The sequence below is a fragment of the Pseudonocardia charpentierae genome, from assembly GCF_031845345.1.
Lineage (GTDB): Bacteria > Actinomycetota > Actinomycetes > Mycobacteriales > Pseudonocardiaceae > Pseudonocardia > Pseudonocardia charpentierae.
Genome location: NZ_JAVREJ010000003.1, coordinates 277,384 through 297,087, shown reverse-complemented (window position 1 = coordinate 297,087; position 19,704 = coordinate 277,384). Strand labels below are relative to the sequence as shown.

17 protein-coding genes are annotated in these 19,704 nt (G+C 71.7%); 4 read left to right on the top strand and 13 right to left on the bottom strand.

Translation table 11 applies throughout. The annotated features are described in order from the left end of the window. On the top strand, positions 1–1,719 hold the full coding sequence (locus RM445_RS06850; RefSeq protein WP_311555226.1) for an NAD-dependent malic enzyme: 1,719 nt from the start codon (positions 1–3) through the stop codon (positions 1,717–1,719). Positions 1,720–1,767: 48 nt separating this feature from the next. Continuing rightward, complete coding sequence (locus RM445_RS06845; protein ID WP_311555225.1) at positions 1,768–2,577, top strand: enoyl-CoA hydratase; 810 nt, start codon at positions 1,768–1,770, stop codon at positions 2,575–2,577. A gap of 19 nt (positions 2,578–2,596) precedes the next feature. On the opposite strand, the gene RM445_RS06840 is transcribed toward RM445_RS06845, so the two are convergent. From RM445_RS06840 to RM445_RS06815, 6 genes are all read right to left on the bottom strand, one after another. After that, complete coding sequence (locus RM445_RS06840) at positions 2,597–3,238, bottom strand: class I SAM-dependent methyltransferase (RefSeq protein WP_311555224.1); 642 nt, start codon at positions 3,236–3,238, stop codon at positions 2,597–2,599. Between the two features lie 63 nt (positions 3,239–3,301). Beyond that, positions 3,302–4,270: an acyl-CoA thioesterase gene (locus tag RM445_RS06835; RefSeq protein ID WP_311555222.1), complete on the bottom strand. Its 969-nt coding sequence runs from the start codon at positions 4,268–4,270 to the stop codon at positions 3,302–3,304. Positions 4,271–4,367: 97 nt separating this feature from the next. Beyond that, positions 4,368–4,859, bottom strand: coding sequence for a pyridoxamine 5'-phosphate oxidase (locus RM445_RS06830; protein WP_311555221.1), 492 nt, complete (start codon positions 4,857–4,859; stop codon positions 4,368–4,370). Positions 4,860–4,935: 76 nt separating this feature from the next. Next, entirely contained in the window at positions 4,936–5,370 is a 435-nt protein-coding gene (locus RM445_RS06825) for a TIGR03668 family PPOX class F420-dependent oxidoreductase (RefSeq protein WP_311555220.1), read from the bottom strand. A gap of 43 nt (positions 5,371–5,413) precedes the next feature. After that, a complete protein-coding gene (locus RM445_RS06820) occupies positions 5,414–6,463 on the bottom strand; it encodes a molybdopterin-dependent oxidoreductase (protein ID WP_311555219.1) in 1,050 nt (349 codons plus the stop codon). A gap of 71 nt (positions 6,464–6,534) precedes the next feature. Then, complete coding sequence (locus tag RM445_RS06815) at positions 6,535–8,100, bottom strand: FGGY-family carbohydrate kinase (protein ID WP_311555218.1); 1,566 nt, start codon at positions 8,098–8,100, stop codon at positions 6,535–6,537. Between the two features lie 151 nt (positions 8,101–8,251). On the opposite strand from RM445_RS06815, the gene RM445_RS06810 reads away from it, so the two are divergent. Next, positions 8,252–9,283, top strand: coding sequence for a zinc-binding dehydrogenase (locus RM445_RS06810; RefSeq protein ID WP_311555217.1), 1,032 nt, complete (start codon positions 8,252–8,254; stop codon positions 9,281–9,283). Between the two features lie 74 nt (positions 9,284–9,357). Here the strand turns inward: RM445_RS06810 and RM445_RS06805 are convergent, their stop codons facing one another. The 5 genes from RM445_RS06805 to RM445_RS06785 are packed head-to-tail and all read right to left on the bottom strand — an operon-like array spanning position 9,358 to position 16,853. After that, positions 9,358–10,917, bottom strand: a complete 1,560-nt coding sequence (locus tag RM445_RS06805) for an FGGY-family carbohydrate kinase (protein ID WP_311555216.1) — start codon at positions 10,915–10,917, stop codon at positions 9,358–9,360. A gap of 58 nt (positions 10,918–10,975) precedes the next feature. Further along, positions 10,976–12,346: an iron-containing alcohol dehydrogenase gene (locus tag RM445_RS06800; protein ID WP_311555215.1), complete on the bottom strand. Its 1,371-nt coding sequence runs from the start codon at positions 12,344–12,346 to the stop codon at positions 10,976–10,978. Continuing rightward, complete coding sequence (locus tag RM445_RS06795) at positions 12,343–13,203, bottom strand: HAD-IIA family hydrolase (RefSeq protein ID WP_311555214.1); 861 nt, start codon at positions 13,201–13,203, stop codon at positions 12,343–12,345. Before RM445_RS06795 ends, RM445_RS06800 begins: the two co-directional genes overlap by 4 nt. A 2-nt stretch (positions 13,204–13,205) precedes the next feature. Continuing rightward, positions 13,206–14,627 carry a dihydrolipoamide acetyltransferase family protein gene (locus tag RM445_RS06790; protein ID WP_311555213.1) on the bottom strand — a complete coding sequence of 474 codons (1,422 nt, stop codon included), beginning with the start codon at positions 14,625–14,627 and terminating at the stop codon, positions 13,206–13,208. Positions 14,628–14,678: 51 nt separating this feature from the next. Further along, complete coding sequence (locus RM445_RS06785) at positions 14,679–16,853, bottom strand: alpha-ketoacid dehydrogenase subunit alpha/beta (protein ID WP_311555211.1); 2,175 nt, start codon at positions 16,851–16,853, stop codon at positions 14,679–14,681. A gap of 335 nt (positions 16,854–17,188) precedes the next feature. Between RM445_RS06785 and RM445_RS06780 the strand changes: the two genes are divergently transcribed. Then, positions 17,189–17,944 carry a GntR family transcriptional regulator gene (locus RM445_RS06780; protein ID WP_311555209.1) on the top strand — a complete coding sequence of 252 codons (756 nt, stop codon included), beginning with the start codon at positions 17,189–17,191 and terminating at the stop codon, positions 17,942–17,944. Positions 17,945–17,994: 50 nt separating this feature from the next. Here the strand turns inward: RM445_RS06780 and RM445_RS06775 are convergent, their stop codons facing one another. Then, entirely contained in the window at positions 17,995–18,771 is a 777-nt protein-coding gene (locus tag RM445_RS06775) for an HAD-IA family hydrolase (protein ID WP_311555207.1), read from the bottom strand. Next, positions 18,768–19,652 (bottom strand): class II fructose-bisphosphate aldolase, encoded by an 885-nt coding sequence (locus RM445_RS06770; RefSeq protein ID WP_311555206.1) that lies wholly within the window; start codon positions 19,650–19,652, stop codon positions 18,768–18,770. The genes RM445_RS06775 and RM445_RS06770 overlap by 4 nt, the downstream gene beginning before the upstream one ends. Between the last annotated feature and the right edge of the window lie 52 nt (positions 19,653–19,704).

Genomic DNA, 19,704 nt, shown 5'->3' with positions numbered 1-19,704 from the left:
GTGTACGAGGGAGCCTACGAGCTGGACCGGTCCGCCGACGGCGGCTACACCGCCCGCATCTCGGCGCGGGGGACGTCCGTACTGGCCTCGCCGATGATCAACCGGGGGACGGCGTTCACCGCCCGGGAACGCCAGGAGCTGGGGCTGACCGGGCTGCTGCCGTCGGGGGTGTCGACGCTCGACGGGCAGCTGCGGCGGACCTACGCCCAGTACTCCCGCCAGGCGGGCGATCTGGCGAAGTGGGTCTATCTGGCGAACCTGCGCAGCCGCAACGAGGTGTTGTTCTACAGGCTCCTCAGCGAGCACATCGAGGAGATGCTGCCGATCGTCTACACCCCGACGGTCGGGTTGGCGATCGAGCGGTTCTCCAGCGAGTTCCGCCGCCCGCGCGGGGTGTACCTGTCGGTCGACCACCCTGAGGACGTGGAGACCGCGCTGCGCAACACCGGCCTGGGCGCCGAGGACGTCGACCTGCTGGTGGCGACGGACTCCGAGGGCATCCTCGGCATCGGCGACCAGGGCGTCGGCGGCATCGAGATCTCCGTGGGCAAGCTCGCGGTCTACACCGCCGCCGCCGGGATCCACCCGTCGCGGGTCATCCCGGTGGTCCTGGACATGGGCACCGACAACCTCGCGTTGCTCAACGACGAGATGTACCTGGGCGAGCGGCACGCCCGCATCCGCGACGAGCGCTACGACCAGCTCATCGACACCTACGTCACCGCCTGCACGAAGCTGTTCCCGAACGCGATGCTGCACTGGGAGGACTTCGGCGCCTCCAACGCGCGGCGGATCCTCGATCGCTACGCGACGCAGGTCTGCACGTTCAACGACGACATGCAGGGCACCGCCGCCGTCGTGCTCGCCGCCGCCTTCTCCGCCGTCCGGGCGGCCGGTGGACGCATGCGCGACCAGCGCGTGGTCATCCACGGCGCCGGCACCGCCGGGCTGGGGATCGCCGACATGATGCGCGACGTCATGATCCGCGAGGGTCTGTCGCACGAGGAGGCCACCCGCCGGTTCTGGGCGCTGGGCAGCCGGGGGCTGCTCGTCGACGACAACCCGCGCCTGCGCGACTTCCAGGTGCCCTACGCCCACCCGGCCGCAGAGGTGGCGGGCTGGTCGGCCGACGGCCGCGGAATCGGCATCGCCGAGGTCGTCGCCAAGGTTCGCCCGACCATGCTGATCGGGACCTCCACCCAGGCCGGGGCGTTCACCGAGTCCCTGGTCCGCGACATGGCCGCCCACACCGACCGCCCGATCATCATGCCGCTGTCCAACCCCACCTCGAAGGCCGAGGCGATGCCCGCCGACGTCCTCGCGTGGACCGGAGGCCGCGCGCTCGTCGCCACCGGCAGCCCGTTCGCACCCGTCGAGCTCGACGGGGTCACCTACCGGATCGCCCAGGCCAACAACGCCCTGGTCTTCCCCGGCCTCGGGCTCGGCGTCACGGTCGCCCGCGCGTCACGGATCACCGACCGCATGATCGCCGCTGCGGCCGACGCCGTCGCCCGGCTGTCCGACGCCACCCGCCCGGGCGCACCGCTGCTCCCGCCCGTCTCCGACCTGCGCCCGGTGTCCGCAGCCGTCGCCATCGCCGTCGCCGAAGCCGCCGTGGCCGAAGGCCTGGCCCAGGTGCCGGTCGAGCACCCCATCCAGCAGGTGCACGAGGCCATGTGGCGCCCGGACTACCCGCGGGTGGAGACGAAGCCGCTCTGACCGCGACCCGTCGTTGACCACACCGCCGCCGTCGAGCAGCATCGAGCCGTGACGACCATCGACGCGACGGCGACCGGCCCGGCGACCAGCACCGCACCCGTGACGGCCGAGGTGCGCGACGGGATCGGCGTTCTCACCCTCGACCGGCCGGCCCAGCGCAACCCGCTGTCCGTGGCCACGATGACGACCTTCACCGGGCTGCTGCGTGAGGTCGCCGCCTCTGAGGTGCGGGCGATCGTCGTCCGCGCCGCGGGGCCGGCGTTCTCGGCGGGCCACGACCTGCGCGAGATGGTCGGCCGGACCGTCGAGGACGAGCGCGAGGTGTTCGCGGTCTGCACCGAGATGATGGCCGCCGTCCAGGAGGTCCCCCAGCCCGTGATCGCGGCGGTCCAGGGCACGGCCGTGGCCGCCGGGTGCCAGCTCGTGGCCACCTGCGACCTGGCCGTCGCCGCGTCGACGGCTGTCTTCGGCACTCCCGGCGTCCGCATCGGGCTGTTCTGCTCCACGCCGATGGTCGCGGTGAGCCGGGCGATCGGCCGCAAGCGCGCCCTGCAGCTGCTGCTCACCGGAGAGGTCATCGACGCCGCCACAGCCGCCGACTGGGGGCTGGTGAACGAGGTCGTCGCACCCGACGAGGTCGACGCCCGCGCGTTCGCACTGGCCCACCAGATCGCCGGCGCGAGCCCGCTGACGCTGCGGATCGGCAAGCAGGCCTTCTACCGCCAGATCGACCTCCCGCAGGCGCAGGCCTACGAGGAGATGCGCGAGATCATGGCGACGAACGCCGTCACGTGCGACGCCCAGGAGGGCATGCAGGCCTTCCTCGACAAGCGCCGGCCCACCTGGCAGGGCCGCTGACCGGCCGAACCGGAGGCGATCAGCGCCGCCGGGCCCGCAGCACCGCGTCGGAGACCGGGACCTCCCGACCGTCCGGGGCCTGCGCGAGGCGCGGCCGCGACTCGGCGACGAGCACCTCCCAGCGCGCCGGATCGAGCCCGCCGGCGAGCTGCGTCGCGGTGACGAACATGTCCTCGGGATGGTCGTGGCCCATGCCCGTGTGCAGCTCCGACGGGTCGTGGGCGACGATCAGCAGGGTGCCGCCGGGGGCGACGGCGTCGGCCAGCCGGCTGTACACCCTCTCCCGCAGCGCGCTCGGGAAGTGCAGGAACTGGGCGTTGACGAGGTCGAACGCCGCTCCGCCCGGTTCCCACGTCGTGAAGTCGGCCTGCTCCCAGCGGATGCGGTCCGCGGCATCGGGTGGCGCGTGTGCGGCACCCCGAGCGAGGGCGACCGCCGAGACGTCCAGGGCCGTCACATGCCAGCCTCGGACGGCGAGCCAGTGAGCGTCGCCCCCCTCGCCGCAGCCCGCGTCCAGCACCGTGCCGGGACGCAGGTCGCTCACCTCGGCGACGAGCTGCGGGTTCGGCGCGCCGCTCCACACCCGCTCGGTCGACCCGTAGCGCTCGTCCCAGTACGCGGCGGTGAACCGCTCGTCCACCGGTGATTCGTGGTCGTTCATGAGGCCCACTGTCCTCCTCGGGCCCGCGTTCTGGCACAAGGTGTTGCCGGAACGGCAACCGAATCAGCGGGCGGCGCGGGGCAGTTCGCGGTCGAGCAGGTCGGTCTGCTTGCGGAGGTCGATCAGGTGCCGGGCGTGGGCGTCGAGCGCGACGTCCTCGTCCGACACCGGAACCCACTGCGGCACCGGCGCCGCGCGCTGCTCGTCCAACCCGACGAAGATCATCATGCAGTGCGTGGTGAGCTGCCGCTCGTCCGTCTTCGGGTCGCCGGAGCGGACGTGCACCGAGATGTGCATGCTCGTCCGCCCCGTGTGCACCAACCGCGCCCGCACCTCGACGACGGAGCCGATCAGCAGCGGCCGGTAGAACCGCACCCCGCCCGCGTAGACGGCGATGGCGGAGCCCCGGTTCCAGCCGGCGGCACACACGTACGCGGCCTCGTCGATCCACCGCATCACGGTGCCGCCGTGCACCTTGCCACCCCAGTTCACGTCCGAGGGGGCGGCCAGGAACCGCAGCGTGCGCTCCAGCCCGGTGCCGGCGGAGGTGTAGACCTGGTCCTTCATCGACGCCTCGATGTCGGCCCGCACCTGCGCGCTGCGCAGTGCGCTCGTCTGCAGCTCGGCCGCCTCCGGGGTCGGCGGTGTCCACGTCGGGACGGCGACCGGCCGCCCGTCACCGTCGACGGCGACGAACACGGTGACGCAGCGCGTGGCCTCGGTGTACTCCCCCGTCTTCGGATCGGCCGACGACACGGTGACAAGGATGTGCATGCTCGTCCGCCCGGTGTTCACCAGCCGGGCCTCCACCTCGACCAGCTCGCCGATCGCGACGGGACGCGTGAACCGGACGTCGCCGACGTAGACCGTGACGCAGTAGTGCGCGCTCCATCCGGCGGCGCAGGCGTAGCCGGCCTTGTCGATCCATTCCAGCAGCTTTCCGCCGTGCACGGTGCCGCCGTAGGTGATGTCCATCGGCGCGGCGAGGAACCGCAGGACGATCGAGGAGTCCTTCTGCGTGGTCGCGGTCACGTGCGGAGTGAACCAGACGACCGCGGCTTCACGGCAGGTCCAATGTGGCGGCGGCGGCGAATGTCCCGCGCACCCCACCCGGGAACACGCCCGCCGCCTATCGCGGCTCCCCCGCGGCCCTCCACGTCCGCAGCTCCACCCCGACCCCCGGCTGCGCCCGCCGGACCTGCACACGCCACGGGTCCATCCGGGCCACGACGAAGCCCGGTGCGGCGGGTGCGTCCCAGCCGGGGACCCCGATCGCCCCGGGGTCGAAGCCCAGGGGCGGCGGCGCGGCCCGGAAGAGCTCCCACACCCGGGTGCGACCGGCGTCGTCGGTGATCGGTTCGACGTGGCTGTCCGCCACGACCGCGACGGCCCACGAGTCCAGGTAGGTGCAGCTCACGTAGGGGCGCTCGGCGAAATCGCTCAGCTTGGGGCTGGGGGTGGTGGCGAGCCAGCCGGTGAGCCGGCTGCCGTCCCACTCCCAGATCGGGTGCATCACGCGCGATCGCGGCCGCCCGGCGCGGTCGACGGTGCCGACGCTGCAGTAGACGAGGGAGTGCGCGGCGTCGACGAAGTCGGGGGCCAGGGTGCTCAGATCGGTCATGGGGGCAGCCTGGCAGCGGAGGGGAGACCGGGGATGGGCAACGGTCGCCCATGTCGGGCGACACCACCCCCGACGTTCAGCGCGCCGCCCATCCGCTCCAGCGCTCGGGCGTGATCACGACGACCGGTCCGGCCGGGCGCGCGACGCGGTAGGGCGGGTACTCGGCGGCGAGCGCGTCGAGCGCCCGCTCCCGCAGCGCGCCGTCGGCGTGCACGGCCGCGGTCCCGTCGACGCGGACCCACCACAGCGCCGCCCAGTCGTCCTCGTAGTGGTCGACCAGGAGCGTCACCCGCGGATCCCGCGCGATGTCCTCGAGGCGGGCGAGCCGCGCGTCCCGCTTGGGCTTGACCTCGTCGACGGCGAAACACAGCAGGTCTCCGAGTTCTGCGAGCAGCGCGAACGTGACCGGCACGAGCCGGGGGCTGCCGTCGGGTCGCACGGTGGCGAGCCGGGCGACGGGCGCGGCGGCGACGCGGCGGCGCAGCTCGTCCGGGTCGTCGATCGCGGGCACAGGAGCAGTGTCGCGCAACGCGGTCCACCGGGGCCGCTCGATCTCAGTCGAGCGGGAATGGCGGCTGCGCCCACCACGGGCGCGGTGACAGCTCCACCCCGGCCACCCACTTGACCCACCAGAACCCGCGCCGCCCGGGCGCCACCAGCCGGGCCGGGTACCCATGCCCAGGCGTCAGCGGCGCCCCACCGACAGCGACCGCCAGCAGCAGGTGGTCCAGGTCGGACAGCGGCAGGTACCGGTCGTACCCCGTCAGGGAGCGCACCCGGATGCTCCGGGATGCGGGACCGACGGCCGTCAGCAGCCGCGACAGCGGCACACCGGTCCAGCCCGACGTGGCGTACCAGCCCGACGTGCAGTCCAGCGTCGCCTGCACGGTCGCCGTGCCCGGGGCGACGAGCTCGTCGAGCGAGAGGTGCCGCGTCCCGGCCGCGTCGGTCACGGCCAGCCGCCAGTCGGTTCCGGAGACGGCCGGCGTGGCGTCGTCCAGCCAGCTGGTGACCGGCATCCGGGCCGGGACGACCGCGTGGGACCCGGTGAACCGCCGCTGCGCGCCGGGCAGCCCGGCGATCCGGACGGCGCCCTCGAGCCCTGCGTACAGCGCGCCCCCCACGGCAGCGAGCAGTCCTGCGTGCACCAGGGTCCGCCGTCCGAGATCGACGGGGTGGCGGCGGAGCGGCCGCGCGACGACGTGCCAGGCCAGCAGCGGCAGGAGCACCAGGGCGAGCGCGATGTGCAGCCACAGCGGCTCGACCCCCGCAACGGGGCCCGGCACTCCCGTCGACGAGCCGACCCCGGCGGCGAGCGTGCCGAGCGCCACGACGGCGAGCCCGACGGACAGCCATCGGCCCGGCCGTCTGCGGCGCATGCCGCCGGCGGCGACCGGGCTCTTGCGCGGGATCAGCGCGACCACGACGAGTCCGACGACGCCGTGCACGACCGCGATCCACGCGCCCCGCGCCGACCCCGTCGCGTGTGCGGCCGCACCGGTGACGAAGGCGAGCGCGAGGACGCCGAACAGGGCGAGGTTGGTCGCCCGCCACGTCCACGGCCGGGACCGGCGCCGCAGGACGGCGCGCACGCGATCAGCCATCTGCGCTCCCGGGAACGCCTGCGGCCCGGCCGCCCGGAAGAACCGGACGACCGGGCCGCAGGACGACAGGATCAGCCGTTGTACGCCGCGGCCTTCCGGGTCGCCGCCTGCAGCTTGTCCCAGCTGCTCAGCGTCGAGATCCGCAGGTCGCGGTAGATCGCGAAGAAGTCGTCGTAGATGTCGGTCTTGGCCCGGTCCGGCTCGTACTCCCGGACGATGTTGACCGTCGCGTCGACGCCCGACTCGTAGCTGTCGAAGACGCCGAGACCGACGCCGCCCACGATCGCAGCACCCTTGGCACCGAACTCGGTACCGGCGGGGATGATGATCCGCCGGCCCAGGACGTCCGCGAAGATCTGCGCCCAGACGGCGCTGTTCGCGCCGCCACCGGCCATGCGGACGGTGTCGACCTGCGTCGGGATGGAGTCGAGGCAGTCGCGGATGCCGTAGGCGACGCCCTCGTACACCGCACGCAGCAGGTGCCAGCGGGTGTGGCTGCCGGTGATCCCGTTGAACATGCCCCGGGCGCTCGGCTTGATGAACGGCGCACGCTCGCCACCGGGCGCCAGGTAGCCGTGGAAGATCAGACCGGCCGAGCCGACCGGCGTGGCCTTGATCCCCGCGTCCAGGAAGTCGAACAGGCCGACCTCGCCCGGCTGGGCGAACGCCTCCAGGCGGAACGGCTCGCCGAACTCGCGCAGGTACCAGTCGAGGTTGGGCGTGCAGTTGCTCATGCCCAGTGCGCGGATCCAGGTGTCGGGGCTGTGCGGGATCACCCAGCCCACGTCCGGGGGCTGGAACCCGGTGCTGAGGTCGTTCGTGGCCACCGTGACGATGCCCGCGGTGCCGACCACGGCCATGCAGTCGCCCGGCCGTGCGACGCCGACGCCGAGCGACGAGGCCGTGATGTCCATCTGGCCCTTGAACACCGGCGTGCCCTCGCGGAGCCCGGTGACACCGGCGGCGTGCTTGGTGACGGTGCCGCACTGCTCGGTGGGATTGCGCAGCTTGGGCAGCGTGGCGCGGGTCTTGTCGTTGATCCCGAACGCCTCGAACACCTGGTCCGAGTAGGTGCGGTTGCGGGCGTCGATGCCCGACAGGCTGGCGTCCGACGGGTCGGTCGACGCGTCGCCGGTGAGGTTGTACTCGATCCAGTCCTTGCACCACAGGTTCGTGGCCCCGTCGAGCAGCTCGGCCTGGTTGTCCTGCCGCCAGCGCAGCAGCGCCGCGGTGGTACCCGCGTAGGGGCCGGTGCCGCTGACGTCGAACTGGCGGGTGATCGACCCGTCGGTGTTCCAGGCGTCGACGATCTCGCCGGCGCGGCCGTCGGTCCACAGCAGCGCGGGGCCGATCGGCTTGCCGTTGCCGTCGATGAGCCAGCTGCCGTCGCCCTGGCCGGTGGCGCAGACCCCGAGGATCTCGTCCGCGCGGACGGAGCCGCCCGTGAGCGCCTGGCTGATCGCCTCGGTCGCGGCGACCCACACCTCGTTCATGTCTTCTTCGGCCAGATGCGGCTCGGGGTTGGTGATGGGAACGCTGCGGGCGCCCCTGTTGAGCTCGTTGCCGTGCAGGTCGAAGATCGCCGCCTTGACCACGGACGTCCCCGCGTCCAACCCGAGGATGTACCCGTCTGGCATATCGTTTCCCCCATCGATTCTTCGCTGTATCGAGGTTGTCGTGCGTCACATCAACCGGCCAGCCGAGTCTGCCGGGCGGGTGCCCCCAGCGCAATAGACGTGTATGTACATGTCTGGTGAAGCCGAGGCCGAGTCGGTACCGTTCCGTACCGTGCGTGCACTGGTGAAGTTCGCTCCCGGTCCCGGCAACGTCGCAGTGCAGGAGGTCCCGGCGCCCGAACTCTCGCCCGGCAAGGTCCTCATCGACGTGCACGCCGTGGCGATCTGCGGCACGGACCGCAGCGCCATCGCGGGCGGGCACGACATGAAGGTGCCGCGGACGCTCGGGCACGAGGTCGCCGGGACGATCGCCGCCATCGCCTCCGACGTCACCGCGCACCTGGCCGTCGGCGACCGCGTGACGGTCGAGACCGACGCCTACCGCTGCGGGAACTGCGAGTACTGCCTCAAGGGCGAGTACAACCGCTGCCCCTACCGGCTCGGGATCGGCACCACCGTCGACGGCGGCCTGGCCGACCAGCTCGTCATGCCCGCCGAGACGGTGCACAAGCTGCCCGAGGGGCTGTCGATGGCCGCCGGCTCGCTCAGCGAGCCGCTGGCGGTGTCCGTGCACGCCGTGATCGAACAGAGCCCGCCGCTGGCGGGCGAGGTGGTCGTGGTGATCGGGCCCGGCGCGATCGGGCTGCTGTGCGCCCAGGTGGCGCGGGCGGTGGGCGCGACGGTCGTCCTCGTCGGGCGCAGCCGGCACGCGGACCGCCTGGAGCTGGCGCGCCGGCTCGGCGTCGACCGCACCGTCGACTCCGAGACGGAGGACGTCGAGGCCGTGGTCAAGTCGCTGACCGACGGCTACGGCGCCCACAGCGTCTTCGAGTGCAGCGGCGCCGCGGGCATCCTGGAGAGTGTCCCCCCGCTGCTGCGCAAGGGCGGCCGGATCGTGCTCGTCGCGTTCTTCCACACCCCGCCGACGGTCGACATCGACAAGCTGATCAACAACGAGCTCGAGCTGGTCGGCTCCCGCGGCAAGCGGGCGTCCAGCTTCCAGACCGCGCTGCGCCTGGTGGAGTCCGGCCACGTCGACCTGGAGCCGGTGATCGGCGCCCGGCTGCCGTTGGACGAGTGGGAGAAGGGCATCGACCTCGTCTCGCAGGGCGTCAAGGTCGTGCTGGAGGTCCGCCCGGACTGACCCGGCTCGTGCCAGGAAGGCCACCTTCACGGCGCCACGTGCCCTGAAGGTGGCCTTCCTGACAGTGAGCCCGGTCAGAAGTTGCGGGTCGAGAAGTCGTTCAGCTTCTGGTACTGCCCGCCCTTCGCGATCGCCTCGTACATACCGCGGTAGATGCCGTTCGCCTCGTCGTACAGCTCCTTGGTCGACTGGTTGGGCTCGAACTCGCCCTCGACGTTCACCATCGCCTCGACCGCGTCGCCGATGGACGAGAACGCCCCGGAACCGAAGGCGCCCAGGATGGCGGCACCGAACACCGTGCACTCGCGCTCACGGGTGACCTTCGTGGGTTGCCCGATGATGTCGGTCATGACCTGGGCGAACCCGTCGGACTTGGTGCCGCCGCCGGTGAGCCGCAGGTCGGTGATGCCGCCCTTGATGTCGGACTGGAACGAGTCGACGACCATCCGCATCTCGTGCGCACAGCCCTCCAGCAGAGCGCGGAGCATGTCCGCGCGGTCGTGGTAGAGGCCGAGGCCGATCCAGCCGCCGCGGGACGCGGCGTCGTAGTACGGCGTGACCTGGCTCGCGAGGAACGAGTGGAACAGCAACCCGTTCGCGCCGGCCGGCGCCGTCAGCGCCTTGTTCACCATCAGCGCGTAGACGCTCTCGCCGATGGTGTCGGCGGCGATCTGCTCGGTGGCGCCGAGGTTGTCGCGCCACCACTTCAGGGAGGCGCCCAGCGCGAACGCGCCACCCTCGATGTCCCAGGCTCCGGGCACCGCGTGGCCGCCCCACCAGAGATTGCGGCCCTGGATGCGGTCCAGGCTGTCGAGGTGGGCGACCATGACGCCGGCGGTGCCGACGGTGAACTCGGCCTGCCCCTGGCTCACCACGCCGGCGCCGATCGCCGCGCACTGCTGGTCGCCAGCACCCCGGCAGATCGGGATGCCGGCGGGCAACCCGGTCTCGGCCGCGGCCGTCGCCGACAGCGTGCCGGCCTGCCCGGAAGGGATACCCACCGGCGGCACCCGGTCGCGGTCGATGCCGCAGAGCGCCAGGATCCGGTCGCTCCAGTCGAGCTTGCCGATCTCCATCATGCCGTTGAGCGTGAGCGACGCGGGGTCGGTGACCCACTCCTCGGCGCCCATGCGGTGCAGGAAGTACTCCTGGCCGTTGGCGAACCAGCGGGTCCGCGAGAACACGTCACGGTCGTTGTCGCGCAGCCACGCGATCTTCGCGGCGGTCCACAACGGCGACAGCTGCATGCCCGTGTGGGTCTGGTAGTCCTCCGGCGAGATCTCCTTGGCGAATTCCTCCTGGTACTTCAGCGCGCGGCCGTCGTTCCACACGACCGACGGCATGAGGTTGTGCTTGTTCTCGTCGAGCATGAGAACCGTGCCGCGCTGGCTGGAGAGCCCGACCGACCTGTACGCCGACGCGGGCAGGTTCGCCGCCGCCACCGCTGCCTTCGAGGCGGCGCAGATGCCGTCCCACACCGCCTCGGCGTCCTGCTCGATCCACCCGGCGCGAGGGGACGTACAGGGGTACTCCTGGTAGCCCTGCCCCAGCCGCTTGCCGTTCTCATCGAAGATCATCACCGTGCAGCCGGTGGTCCCGGCGTCGATGCCGACGAATGCCTGCCCAGCGCTCATGCCTACACCTCGTTGTCGTCTTGGCCCAGAGTCGGGCGGGCGGAGTGGATCGGGGTTTCTACAGGCCGCCGCCGGTGCGGGCGGCACGGTCGAGGACGCGCTCCACGAGCTCGTCGTTCCAGCGGCCGGCCAGCAGGAGCAGGTCGGCCAGGGTGAAGCGGTCGCGCATGAACGGGAGGCAGCGGAGCGCCCACCGCGCCCGCTCCGGGTCCACGGCCGGGGTCAGGTCCGCGAAGCGCAGCGGGGCGCCCCACCGCTCCAGCGCGCGGGCGGGGACCTCCGGCGCGTACGCGTAGCGGTGCAGGGTCTCCTCGTGGGCGGCCCAGTCGCCGAGGAACCGGCTGGTGCCGCCGCGCTGCTCCTCCCACGTCGTGAACTTGCGCTCGACCGCCGCCCAGCACTCGGCCCCGAGGCGGCCCGTCGGGTCGAGGTCCATCCAGCACTCCTCCACCCGTGCGCGCAGGTCGTCCGGCGGCGCGAGGTCCGACGCGGTGAGCGCCCCGACACCGTCGTCCTCGAGCGCGATCTCCCACAGCGCGGCGGAGACGACGCTCGCCACGCCGACTTGCGCGCCGTGCAGGTCGTGCTCGGTGCCGTCGGCCATCGCCGCCATGTCGAGCAGGTGGCTGATCAGGTGCTCGCAGCCCGACAGGCTGGCGGTCGTGCCGGTCGCGCCGATGGCCAGCCCGCCCAGCGTCAGGGTGTCGGCCAGCGCGGTGAGGGCCTCCGGCGTCGCCGGATCGGCCGACAGCATCACCTCGGCGGCGTCCAGCACCGGCTGGAGGACCTCGCCGTCGAACGCGCGGTCCAGGCCGAGCGCGCACGCGAGGTACCAGTCGGCGGGTGAACACCAGGCCGCGGCCGCATCGCCGACACCGGCCCGGGTCAGCCGGTCCGGGGCGGCACGCAGCACGTCGTGGTCGATGATCAGGGCACTCGGCCACGTGCTCGGCCCGGTCCGCTTGGCACCGTTGCGGACGAGGACCGACAACGAGTCGGCGTAGCCGTTCACCGACGCGGCGGTCTGCACGACGACCACCGGCACGTCGAGCTCGGACGCGACCTGCTTGGCCAGGTCGGTCACCGTGCCCGAGCCGACGGACAGCAGGAGCGACGCGCCTTTCGCTGCGGCGACCCCCGCGGCCACGGTGGGCTCGTCGAGCACCGTGCCGTGCTCCCCGGCCAGGGCCGTGACGGTGCGGGTCGGGGTCCCGGCCGGCAGCAGCCCGCGGACCGCGGCGACGACGTCGCCCCCGGGGTAGGTGATCGGCGTCCCGTCGACCACCAGCGCGAGATCGGCGACGGGAACGAAGCGGTCGAGCACCGCGGGCAGGGTGGCCAGCGCGCCGGGCCCCGACTCGACGGCGCGCAGCGGCAGGTCCCAGCGGGCGATGTACGCGCCGGCCCGTCCCGGGTCCAGGCCGGTCACGACCGGTCCGCCTGTGTCCCGGCGGGCTCCGTGTCGGCGAACTCCGTGTCGGCGGGCAGGGCCGCGACGAGCAGGTCGTCGAGGCGCTCCAGCACGACATGGGGATGGTCGGCCGCCGGGGCGGCGGCGAGCATGGCGCGGTCGGTCTCGCCCGTGAGCACCAGCGCGCCGATCATGCCCGTGTTGTGCGCGAACCGGATGTCCGTCGACAGCCGGTCGCCGATCATCAGCGTGGTCGCCGGCACGAGGCCCGTGGCGTCGGCGATCATGTCGAGCAGGCCGGCCTCGGGTTTGCCGAACACGGCCTCGCACGCGACGCCCGTGCAGGCGTTGATCGCCGCGGTGATCGACGCGGCGTCGGGCTCCCCGCGACCGCCGGGGAACGGGCAGAACCGGTCCGGGTTGGTGGCCACCAACCGGGCCCGGCGGTGGAACCAGAGCGCGTCGAAGGCGATCTGCAGCTTGCGGTAGTCGAACGTCCGGTCGTAGGAGCTGATCACCAGGTCGATCCGGGCGGGGTCGTCGCAGATGTCGACACCGGCCGCGGTGAGTGCGTCGTGCAGCGGCTGCTCCCCGATCGGGAACACCGCCGCCCCGGGCATCGTGGTCAGCACCCAGCGGACGGTCGCGGCCAGGCTGGTGAACACCTCGGCGGGATCGGCCGGGATGCCGAGCCGGGTCAGCTTGGCCGCGTAGTCCTCCGGGTGCTTCGTGGGATTGTTGCTGCAGAAGATGATCCGCTTGCCCGCGTCCCGCAGGGCCGTGACGGTCCGGATAGCGCCGGGCAGGGCGGCCTCACCCAGGTAGACGGTGCCGTCGAGGTCCAGGATGACGGACTCGATCTCGTCGAGGATCACTCTCAGACCACGATCTGCATCGGCTCTTCCAGCAGTTCCTTCAGCCGGGCGAGCCAGCGGGCGCCGTCCGTGCCGTCGACCGGGCGGTGGTCGACCGACAGCACCAGCGAGAGCACCGAGGCGATCTCGAGCGTGTCGCCCTCGCCCACCACCGGCTTCCGCACAGCCGCACCGACGGCGAGGATCCCGGCCTGCGGCGGGTTGATGATCGCGTCGAACTCCTCGACGCCGAACATGCCGAGGTTGCTGACCGTCAGCGTGCCGCCCTGCAGGTCGGCCGTCGACAACTTGCCCTGGTTCGCGCGGCCCACCGCATCCTTGATCTTCGCCGACAGCCCGGAGAGCGACAGCGACGCCACGTCCCGGATCACAGGAGTGACCAGGCCCTTCTCGCTCGCCACCGCGACGGCGACATCGGCGGTCGGAGCCTGGAGGACCGCGTCCTCGGTCCACACGACGTTCATCGCCGGCACGTCCACCAGCGCCTGGCCTGCGGCCTTGACGATGAAGTCGTTGACCGAGACCTTCACCCGGCCCGAGGCGTTGAGCTGCGCGCGCAGCGCGAGCAGCGCGTCGACCCGCGCGGACATCCGCAGGTAGAAGTGCGGCGCCGTGTTCTTGGACTCCTGCAACCGGGACGCGATGATCTTGCGGATCCGGCTGTGCGGGACCGCGGTCCACCCCTCGGGCACGGCCGCAGCCGGCGCTGCGGCGGCCGCTGCGGGAGCGGGAGCCGCCGCGGCGGCGGCCGGCTGTGCGGCCGGAGCCGGCTGGGCGGCGGGAGCCGGCACAGCCGCCGCGGGCGCGGCCTCGGCCGCAGCACGCACGTCCGCGTTGACGACACGACCCTTCGGGCCACTCCCGCTCAACGTGCTGACGTCGACGCCCAGCTCGCGTGCCAGCCGCCGGGCACTCGGGCTGCTGAACCGGCGCCCCCCGTTGCCGCTCGCGGCCGGCTCCGCGCCGACGGCGACGTGCTGCGCCACCGGGGTCTCGTCCACGTTCGCCGGACCGTCCGGCGCGGTGGCGTCCTCCGGCACCGACTGCACCGCGGCGTCGAGCTCCTTCTCCACCTGCGTCTCGGTCCCCGTCGAGGCCTCCTCGACGTCCGGAGCGTCGCCACCGGCCGGGGCGCCCCCGAGACCCAGGTCGGCCAGCAGCTTCTCGGCCGCGGCGGCCGGCTCGTCGACACCGAGCAGGATCGCGATGGGGTCGCCGACCGGGACGGTGGCCCCGTTCTCCACCAGCAGGGTGTGCACGACGGCGTCGACGTCGGACTCCACGTCGACGACGGCCTTCTCGGTCTCGACCGAGGCGATCGTCTGCCCGCTCGCGACCTGGGCCCCCTGCTCGACGGTCCAGGACTCCAGGACCGCCTCGTCGGAGTCGGCCGACACACCGGGCATGCGGAAGTAGGTAGCCATCTCAGGTTCCTTCGGGAAGCGGCCGGGTGCGGGTCAGATGCTGCGGAGGGCTCAGATACTGCGAAGTGCGGAGACGATGTCGCCCGTGCTGGCGAGCGCGGCCGCCTCGAGCACCTTCGAGATGCTCGGCGACGATTCGCTGCCGTGCACCCGGGCGACCGGCGCGTCGAGGTAGTCGAAGTAGCGGCGCTGGATCTCGTCGGCCAGCCAGCCGCCGTACGACGTCTGCAGCGAACCCTGCTCGACGATGAGCACCTTGTTCGTCTTCTTGATGCTGGCCTCGACGGTGTCCCAGTCGAGGCTCGCCGGGTCCAGCCACCGCAGGTCGATGACCTCGCCGTCGACGCCCGACTCGGCGACCGCGTCCATGCAGCGGTGCACCATCGACAGGTAGCTGATCACCGTGACGTCCGAGCCGGCACGGCGGATCGCGGCCTCACCGGGCGGCAGGATGTAGTCGAAGTCGTGCTTCGGCGCGAGACCCGAGATCTTGTAGAGGTCGGCGTCGTGCTCCAGCACGGCCACCGGGTCCTTCAGCTTCATCGCGGCGTTGACCAGGCCGACGTAGTCCAGCGGCGTGGACGGCGCGATGATCCGCCAGCCCACCGAGGTGGCGAGCACGCCCGCCGGGTCCATCGAGTGCTGCGAGCCGTAGCCGGTGCCGGTGCCGATCTTGATGCGGAGCAGTAGCGGCATGTCGTGGTCGCCGCCGAACATGTGCCGGGCCTTGCCGATCTGGTTGAACAGCTGGTCCGCCGCCACCCAGATGAAGTCGGCGTACATCAGCTCGACCACGGGGTAGTACCGGCCGTCCAGCGCCAGGCCGCCGCCGAGCCCGCTGAACGCGGCCTCCGAGATCGGCGTGCCGAACACCCGGTCCTCGAACTTCTCCTTGAGCCCCTTGGTGGCACCGCGGGACCCGCCGTTGAGCCGGTGGACGTCCTCCCCCATCACGACGACCGACGGGTCGGTCTCCATGCGGTGCCCCATGACGTCCGCGACGACCTCGATGAACTTGCGCTGCTCGAGCTCGTCCGGCTCGAAGTCGGCCTCCTCGCGGACGGTCAGCCCCTCGAGGCTCGACAGGTCGCCGCGGATGCCGACGTCGAGGAACGCCGGGTCGGGCCACAGCTCGGGGCGGATGCGCAGCTGCCCCGGCTTGCCTGCGGGGTCCGGCTCCACCAGGCCCGCGCCGATCTCCCCCATCGCGGCCTTGATCGACTTACGGACTCCCGCGAGCTCGTCTTCGGTGTAGAGGCCGCGGCGCACGAGGTGACCCTCGATCTTGGCGATCGGGTCGCGATCGCGCCACGACTGCTCCTCCAGCTTGGAGCGGTAGCCGAAGGCGCTGCCCGGGAACGGGCCGTTCTGGTGGAAGTAGCGGTAGGTCTCGGCCTCGATGACGGTGGGGCCGCCGCCGTTGCGCATGTGCTCGCACGCCTGCTGCATGGCGAGGTACACCGCGACGACGTCCTGGCCGTCGACCTGCCAGCTGGGGATGCCGAAGCCCAGCCCGCGCGCCGAGAGCCGCGGCTCGCCGGTCGCCTCCTGGACGGTGGTCGACACGGCGTACTGGTTGTTCTCGATGAAGAAGCAGACCGGGAGCTTCCACGCGGCCGCGAGGTTCATCGTCTCGAGGACCGAGCCGATGTTCGTGGCGCCGTCGCCGAAGTAGGTGACCGAGACGTTGTCGGTGTCGGCCCACTTGTCGGCGAACGCGAAGCCCGCGGCGAAGGGGACCGCACCACCGACGATGGCGTTCGTGCCCATCGCCCCGGCGTCGATCCACTGCAGGTGCATGGATCCGCCGCGGCCGTAGCAGTAGCCGTCCTTGAGCCCGGCGATCTCCGCCATGCTCTTGTGCAGCACCTCGCGAACCTTCTCGGGCAGCGGCTTGCGGGGGTCGAGCCCGTCCGGCGCGACGAAGCCGAGCGCCTTGGCGAGGAACTGGTGGTGGCCGCGGTGGCTGCCGTTGACCTGGTCGGCTCCCACGAGCGGGAGCCCCGACCCGACGGCTCCGGCCTCCTGGCCGATGCTGGCGTGGGCCGGTCCGTTGATCAGCTTCTGTCCCGCGAGCCCCAGCACCTCCTCCTCGAAGGTCCGGATGAGATGCAGCTGCGCCAGCATCGTGTCCAGGATCTTCGGGTCGAGGGCGTCCCAGTCGGCGTCCGTGGACGCGAGCGACACCCACGGTGCGAGCGGCTGCAGTGGCGTTGTCTCGGGCATCTCTCTCCTCGTCGTCACCGGTGACCGGCGGGTCTCGGAGACGCGGGGCGGAGGCCACCTGGCCGACCGCAGCTTCTCCACATCGAGACCGACTGTGCACGGGATAACCGGCATCCAGGCCTGGCGGACCTGACAAGTACGTACATGTATAGGTGATGGGGCGAGCAACGTGCAATAGTCATGGGATGCCAGGTCACACCGTTGCGCACGACGCTTCGTAACCGCGAGGCGTCGAGCGGTGAAACCGGGTCGGTACCATGAAACCGGACGGCCGGCGCGTCTGCGGAGGCCGAACGATCGGAGGACGACGTGCTGAGCTGCGCCAACGTGGCCCGATGATCGCCCCTACTTCCGAACTCGGCAGTGAGACGCTCGACCGCGACGCCTCGATCCCGCTGTACCTCCAGCTGGCCGGGCTGCTGAGGAACCGGATCGAGCGTGGCGAGTGGCGGGCCGGACAGAAGATCCCGTCGGAGAACGAGCTGAACCGGCTCTACGGCGTGAGCCGGATGACGGCCCGTCAGGTTCTCGCCCAGCTGGTCAACGAGAACCTGCTCTTCCGTGTGCAGGGCAAGGGCACCTTCGTCGCACACCCGAAGATCTCCACCCGCTCGCCCGCCTACAAAGGGATCCGCGAGCAGCTCGAGGGCATGGGGTACGCCGTCGCCACCAAGGTCCTCGCCGACGCGCTCGTCCTGGCGGACGACCCCGTGGCCAGGGCCCTGCGTATCCCGGTGGGCGAACGGGTGCACGAGATCCGCCGGCTCCGGCTGCTCGCCGACGACGAACCGATCAGCCTGCACACCTCGTACGTACCCGAGCGGCTGGCTCCCACGCTCCACGGCCTCGTCGACCGCCAGCTGTGCGTGATCCTGGAAGACGACTACGGCCTGCGGATGAGCAAGGTGACCGAGAGCCTCGAGTCGACGCTGCCCAACGCCCAGGAGGCGAAGGTCCTCCAGATCCGCCGGAACACTCCCCTGCTCCTGCTCACGCACGAGATCACGGACCAGGACGGGAGGCTCTTCGAGTTCTCCCGCATCCTGTTCCGGGGCGACAAACTGCGGCTGCAGTTCCACTACGACCTCTAGAACGCGCGAGGCGCCCGAGAACCCGCGGGGGAACCGCAGCCGCTGCATCGTCATCTGGGTGCCGGCGCCTCGTCGAGCATCCGGGACAGGGACGCGACGTCGACGACGCCGTCGGTGCGCACGTCCAGGCCGGCTCGCAGCTCCGCGGGCGCACCCGGCTCCCCGAGGTCGCTCACCACGAGGGTGGCCGCGGGGAACGGGTCGCCGCCGGTGAAGGAGCTGACGGTGACGACGTGGCGCAGCCCGGCGTTCGCCGCCGCCAGCGCCCCCGACTCCGAGTCCTCCACGACCACGGCCTCGTCCGGACCGCGCCCGAGCTCCTTGAGGGTGAGCAGGTAGATGTCCGGGGCGGGCTTCTTGGCCGGCACGATGTCGCCCGCCCACACCCCGGCGATGCGCGCCCGGGTCTCCTCGCCGACCACGGCCCGCAGCACGGCCTCGACGCTCTTCGTCGCCGAGGTCGACGCGACGGCGACCTGCCAGCCGTCGTCGAGCGCCTCCTCGATGAGCCGCTTGACGCCCGGGCGGCCCGGGAGCCTGCCCTCCTCGACGAGCTGGATGTAGATCGCGCTCTTGCGCTTGTGCGCCTCGACGATCTTGTCGTCGAGCTCGGCGCCCGAGCCGAGGTCGATCTCGGGGTGGGCGCTGAGGTACCCGCGCAGCCGCTCCTTGCCCCCGCCGATCTTGAGCAGGTCGGCGTACTCGTCCTCGGACCAGCGGAACGGGAAGCCCAGCTCCTCGAAGGTCTGGTTGAAGGCCACCAGGTGGCCGTCGCGCTCGGTGTCGGCCAGTACGCCGTCGCAGTCGAGGATCAACGCCCTGCTCATGCCGACACCCCCGATGCCGACACGGCCGCCTTGCCGGTGCTGCCGAGCTGGTCCATGTGCTCGCGGACCGTCGTCTTCACCGCGGCCGTGATGTCGTCGAACATCTTCACCGGCTCCCACTTGCCCTTCGTCTCGGCCTCGGCGATGTGCGCCTGGGCGGCGCGCATGTAGGTGAGCTTGAGCGTGGTCGACAGGTTGACCTTCGCGACGCCGTTCGCGATGAACCGGCGGAAGTCGTCGTCGGTCAGGCCGGTGCCGCCGTGCAGCACAACCGGGACCGGGGAGAGCTTGCCCAGCTCGGTGACGCGGTCGAACAGCAGCACCGGAGAGGCCTTGTACAGCCCGTGCGCAGTGCCCAGCTGCGGGGCGAGCAGGTCCGCACCCGTGGTGGTGACGACCTCGACCAGCTGCTCGCTGCTGTAGGCGTGGCCCGGCTCGTCCGATCCGACGCCGTCCTCGACGCCGACGATGTTCTCGATCTCGCACTCGACGCCGACGCCCTTGGCGTGCGCCTCGGCGACGACCTCCTTCGTCTCCTGCCACGCCTGCTCGAGCTCCCGGTCCGAGGCGTCGAACAGTACCGACGACCAGCCGTTCTCGATCGCGAGCGTGATGAAGGAGCGGTCCGGGCAGTGGTCGAGGTGCAGCGACACCGGCACCGACACCGCGTCCGCGGCGAACGAGAAGATCGACGACAGCAGCGGGGCGCCGATGCTCTTCACCGTCTTGACCGAGGTCTGGATGATGACGGGCGACTGCGCCTCCTCGGCGGCAGCCACCACGGCACGCAGCGACAGGTCGTCGACGATGTTGACTGCGGGGACCGCGTACCCGGCCTCCTTCGCGGCCACGACGAGGTCGACGGTCTTGGCGATGGTCATGTCGGCCCTTCTGTTCTGCTCTGCACGCCGCTCCACCGAGTGCGCGACTTGT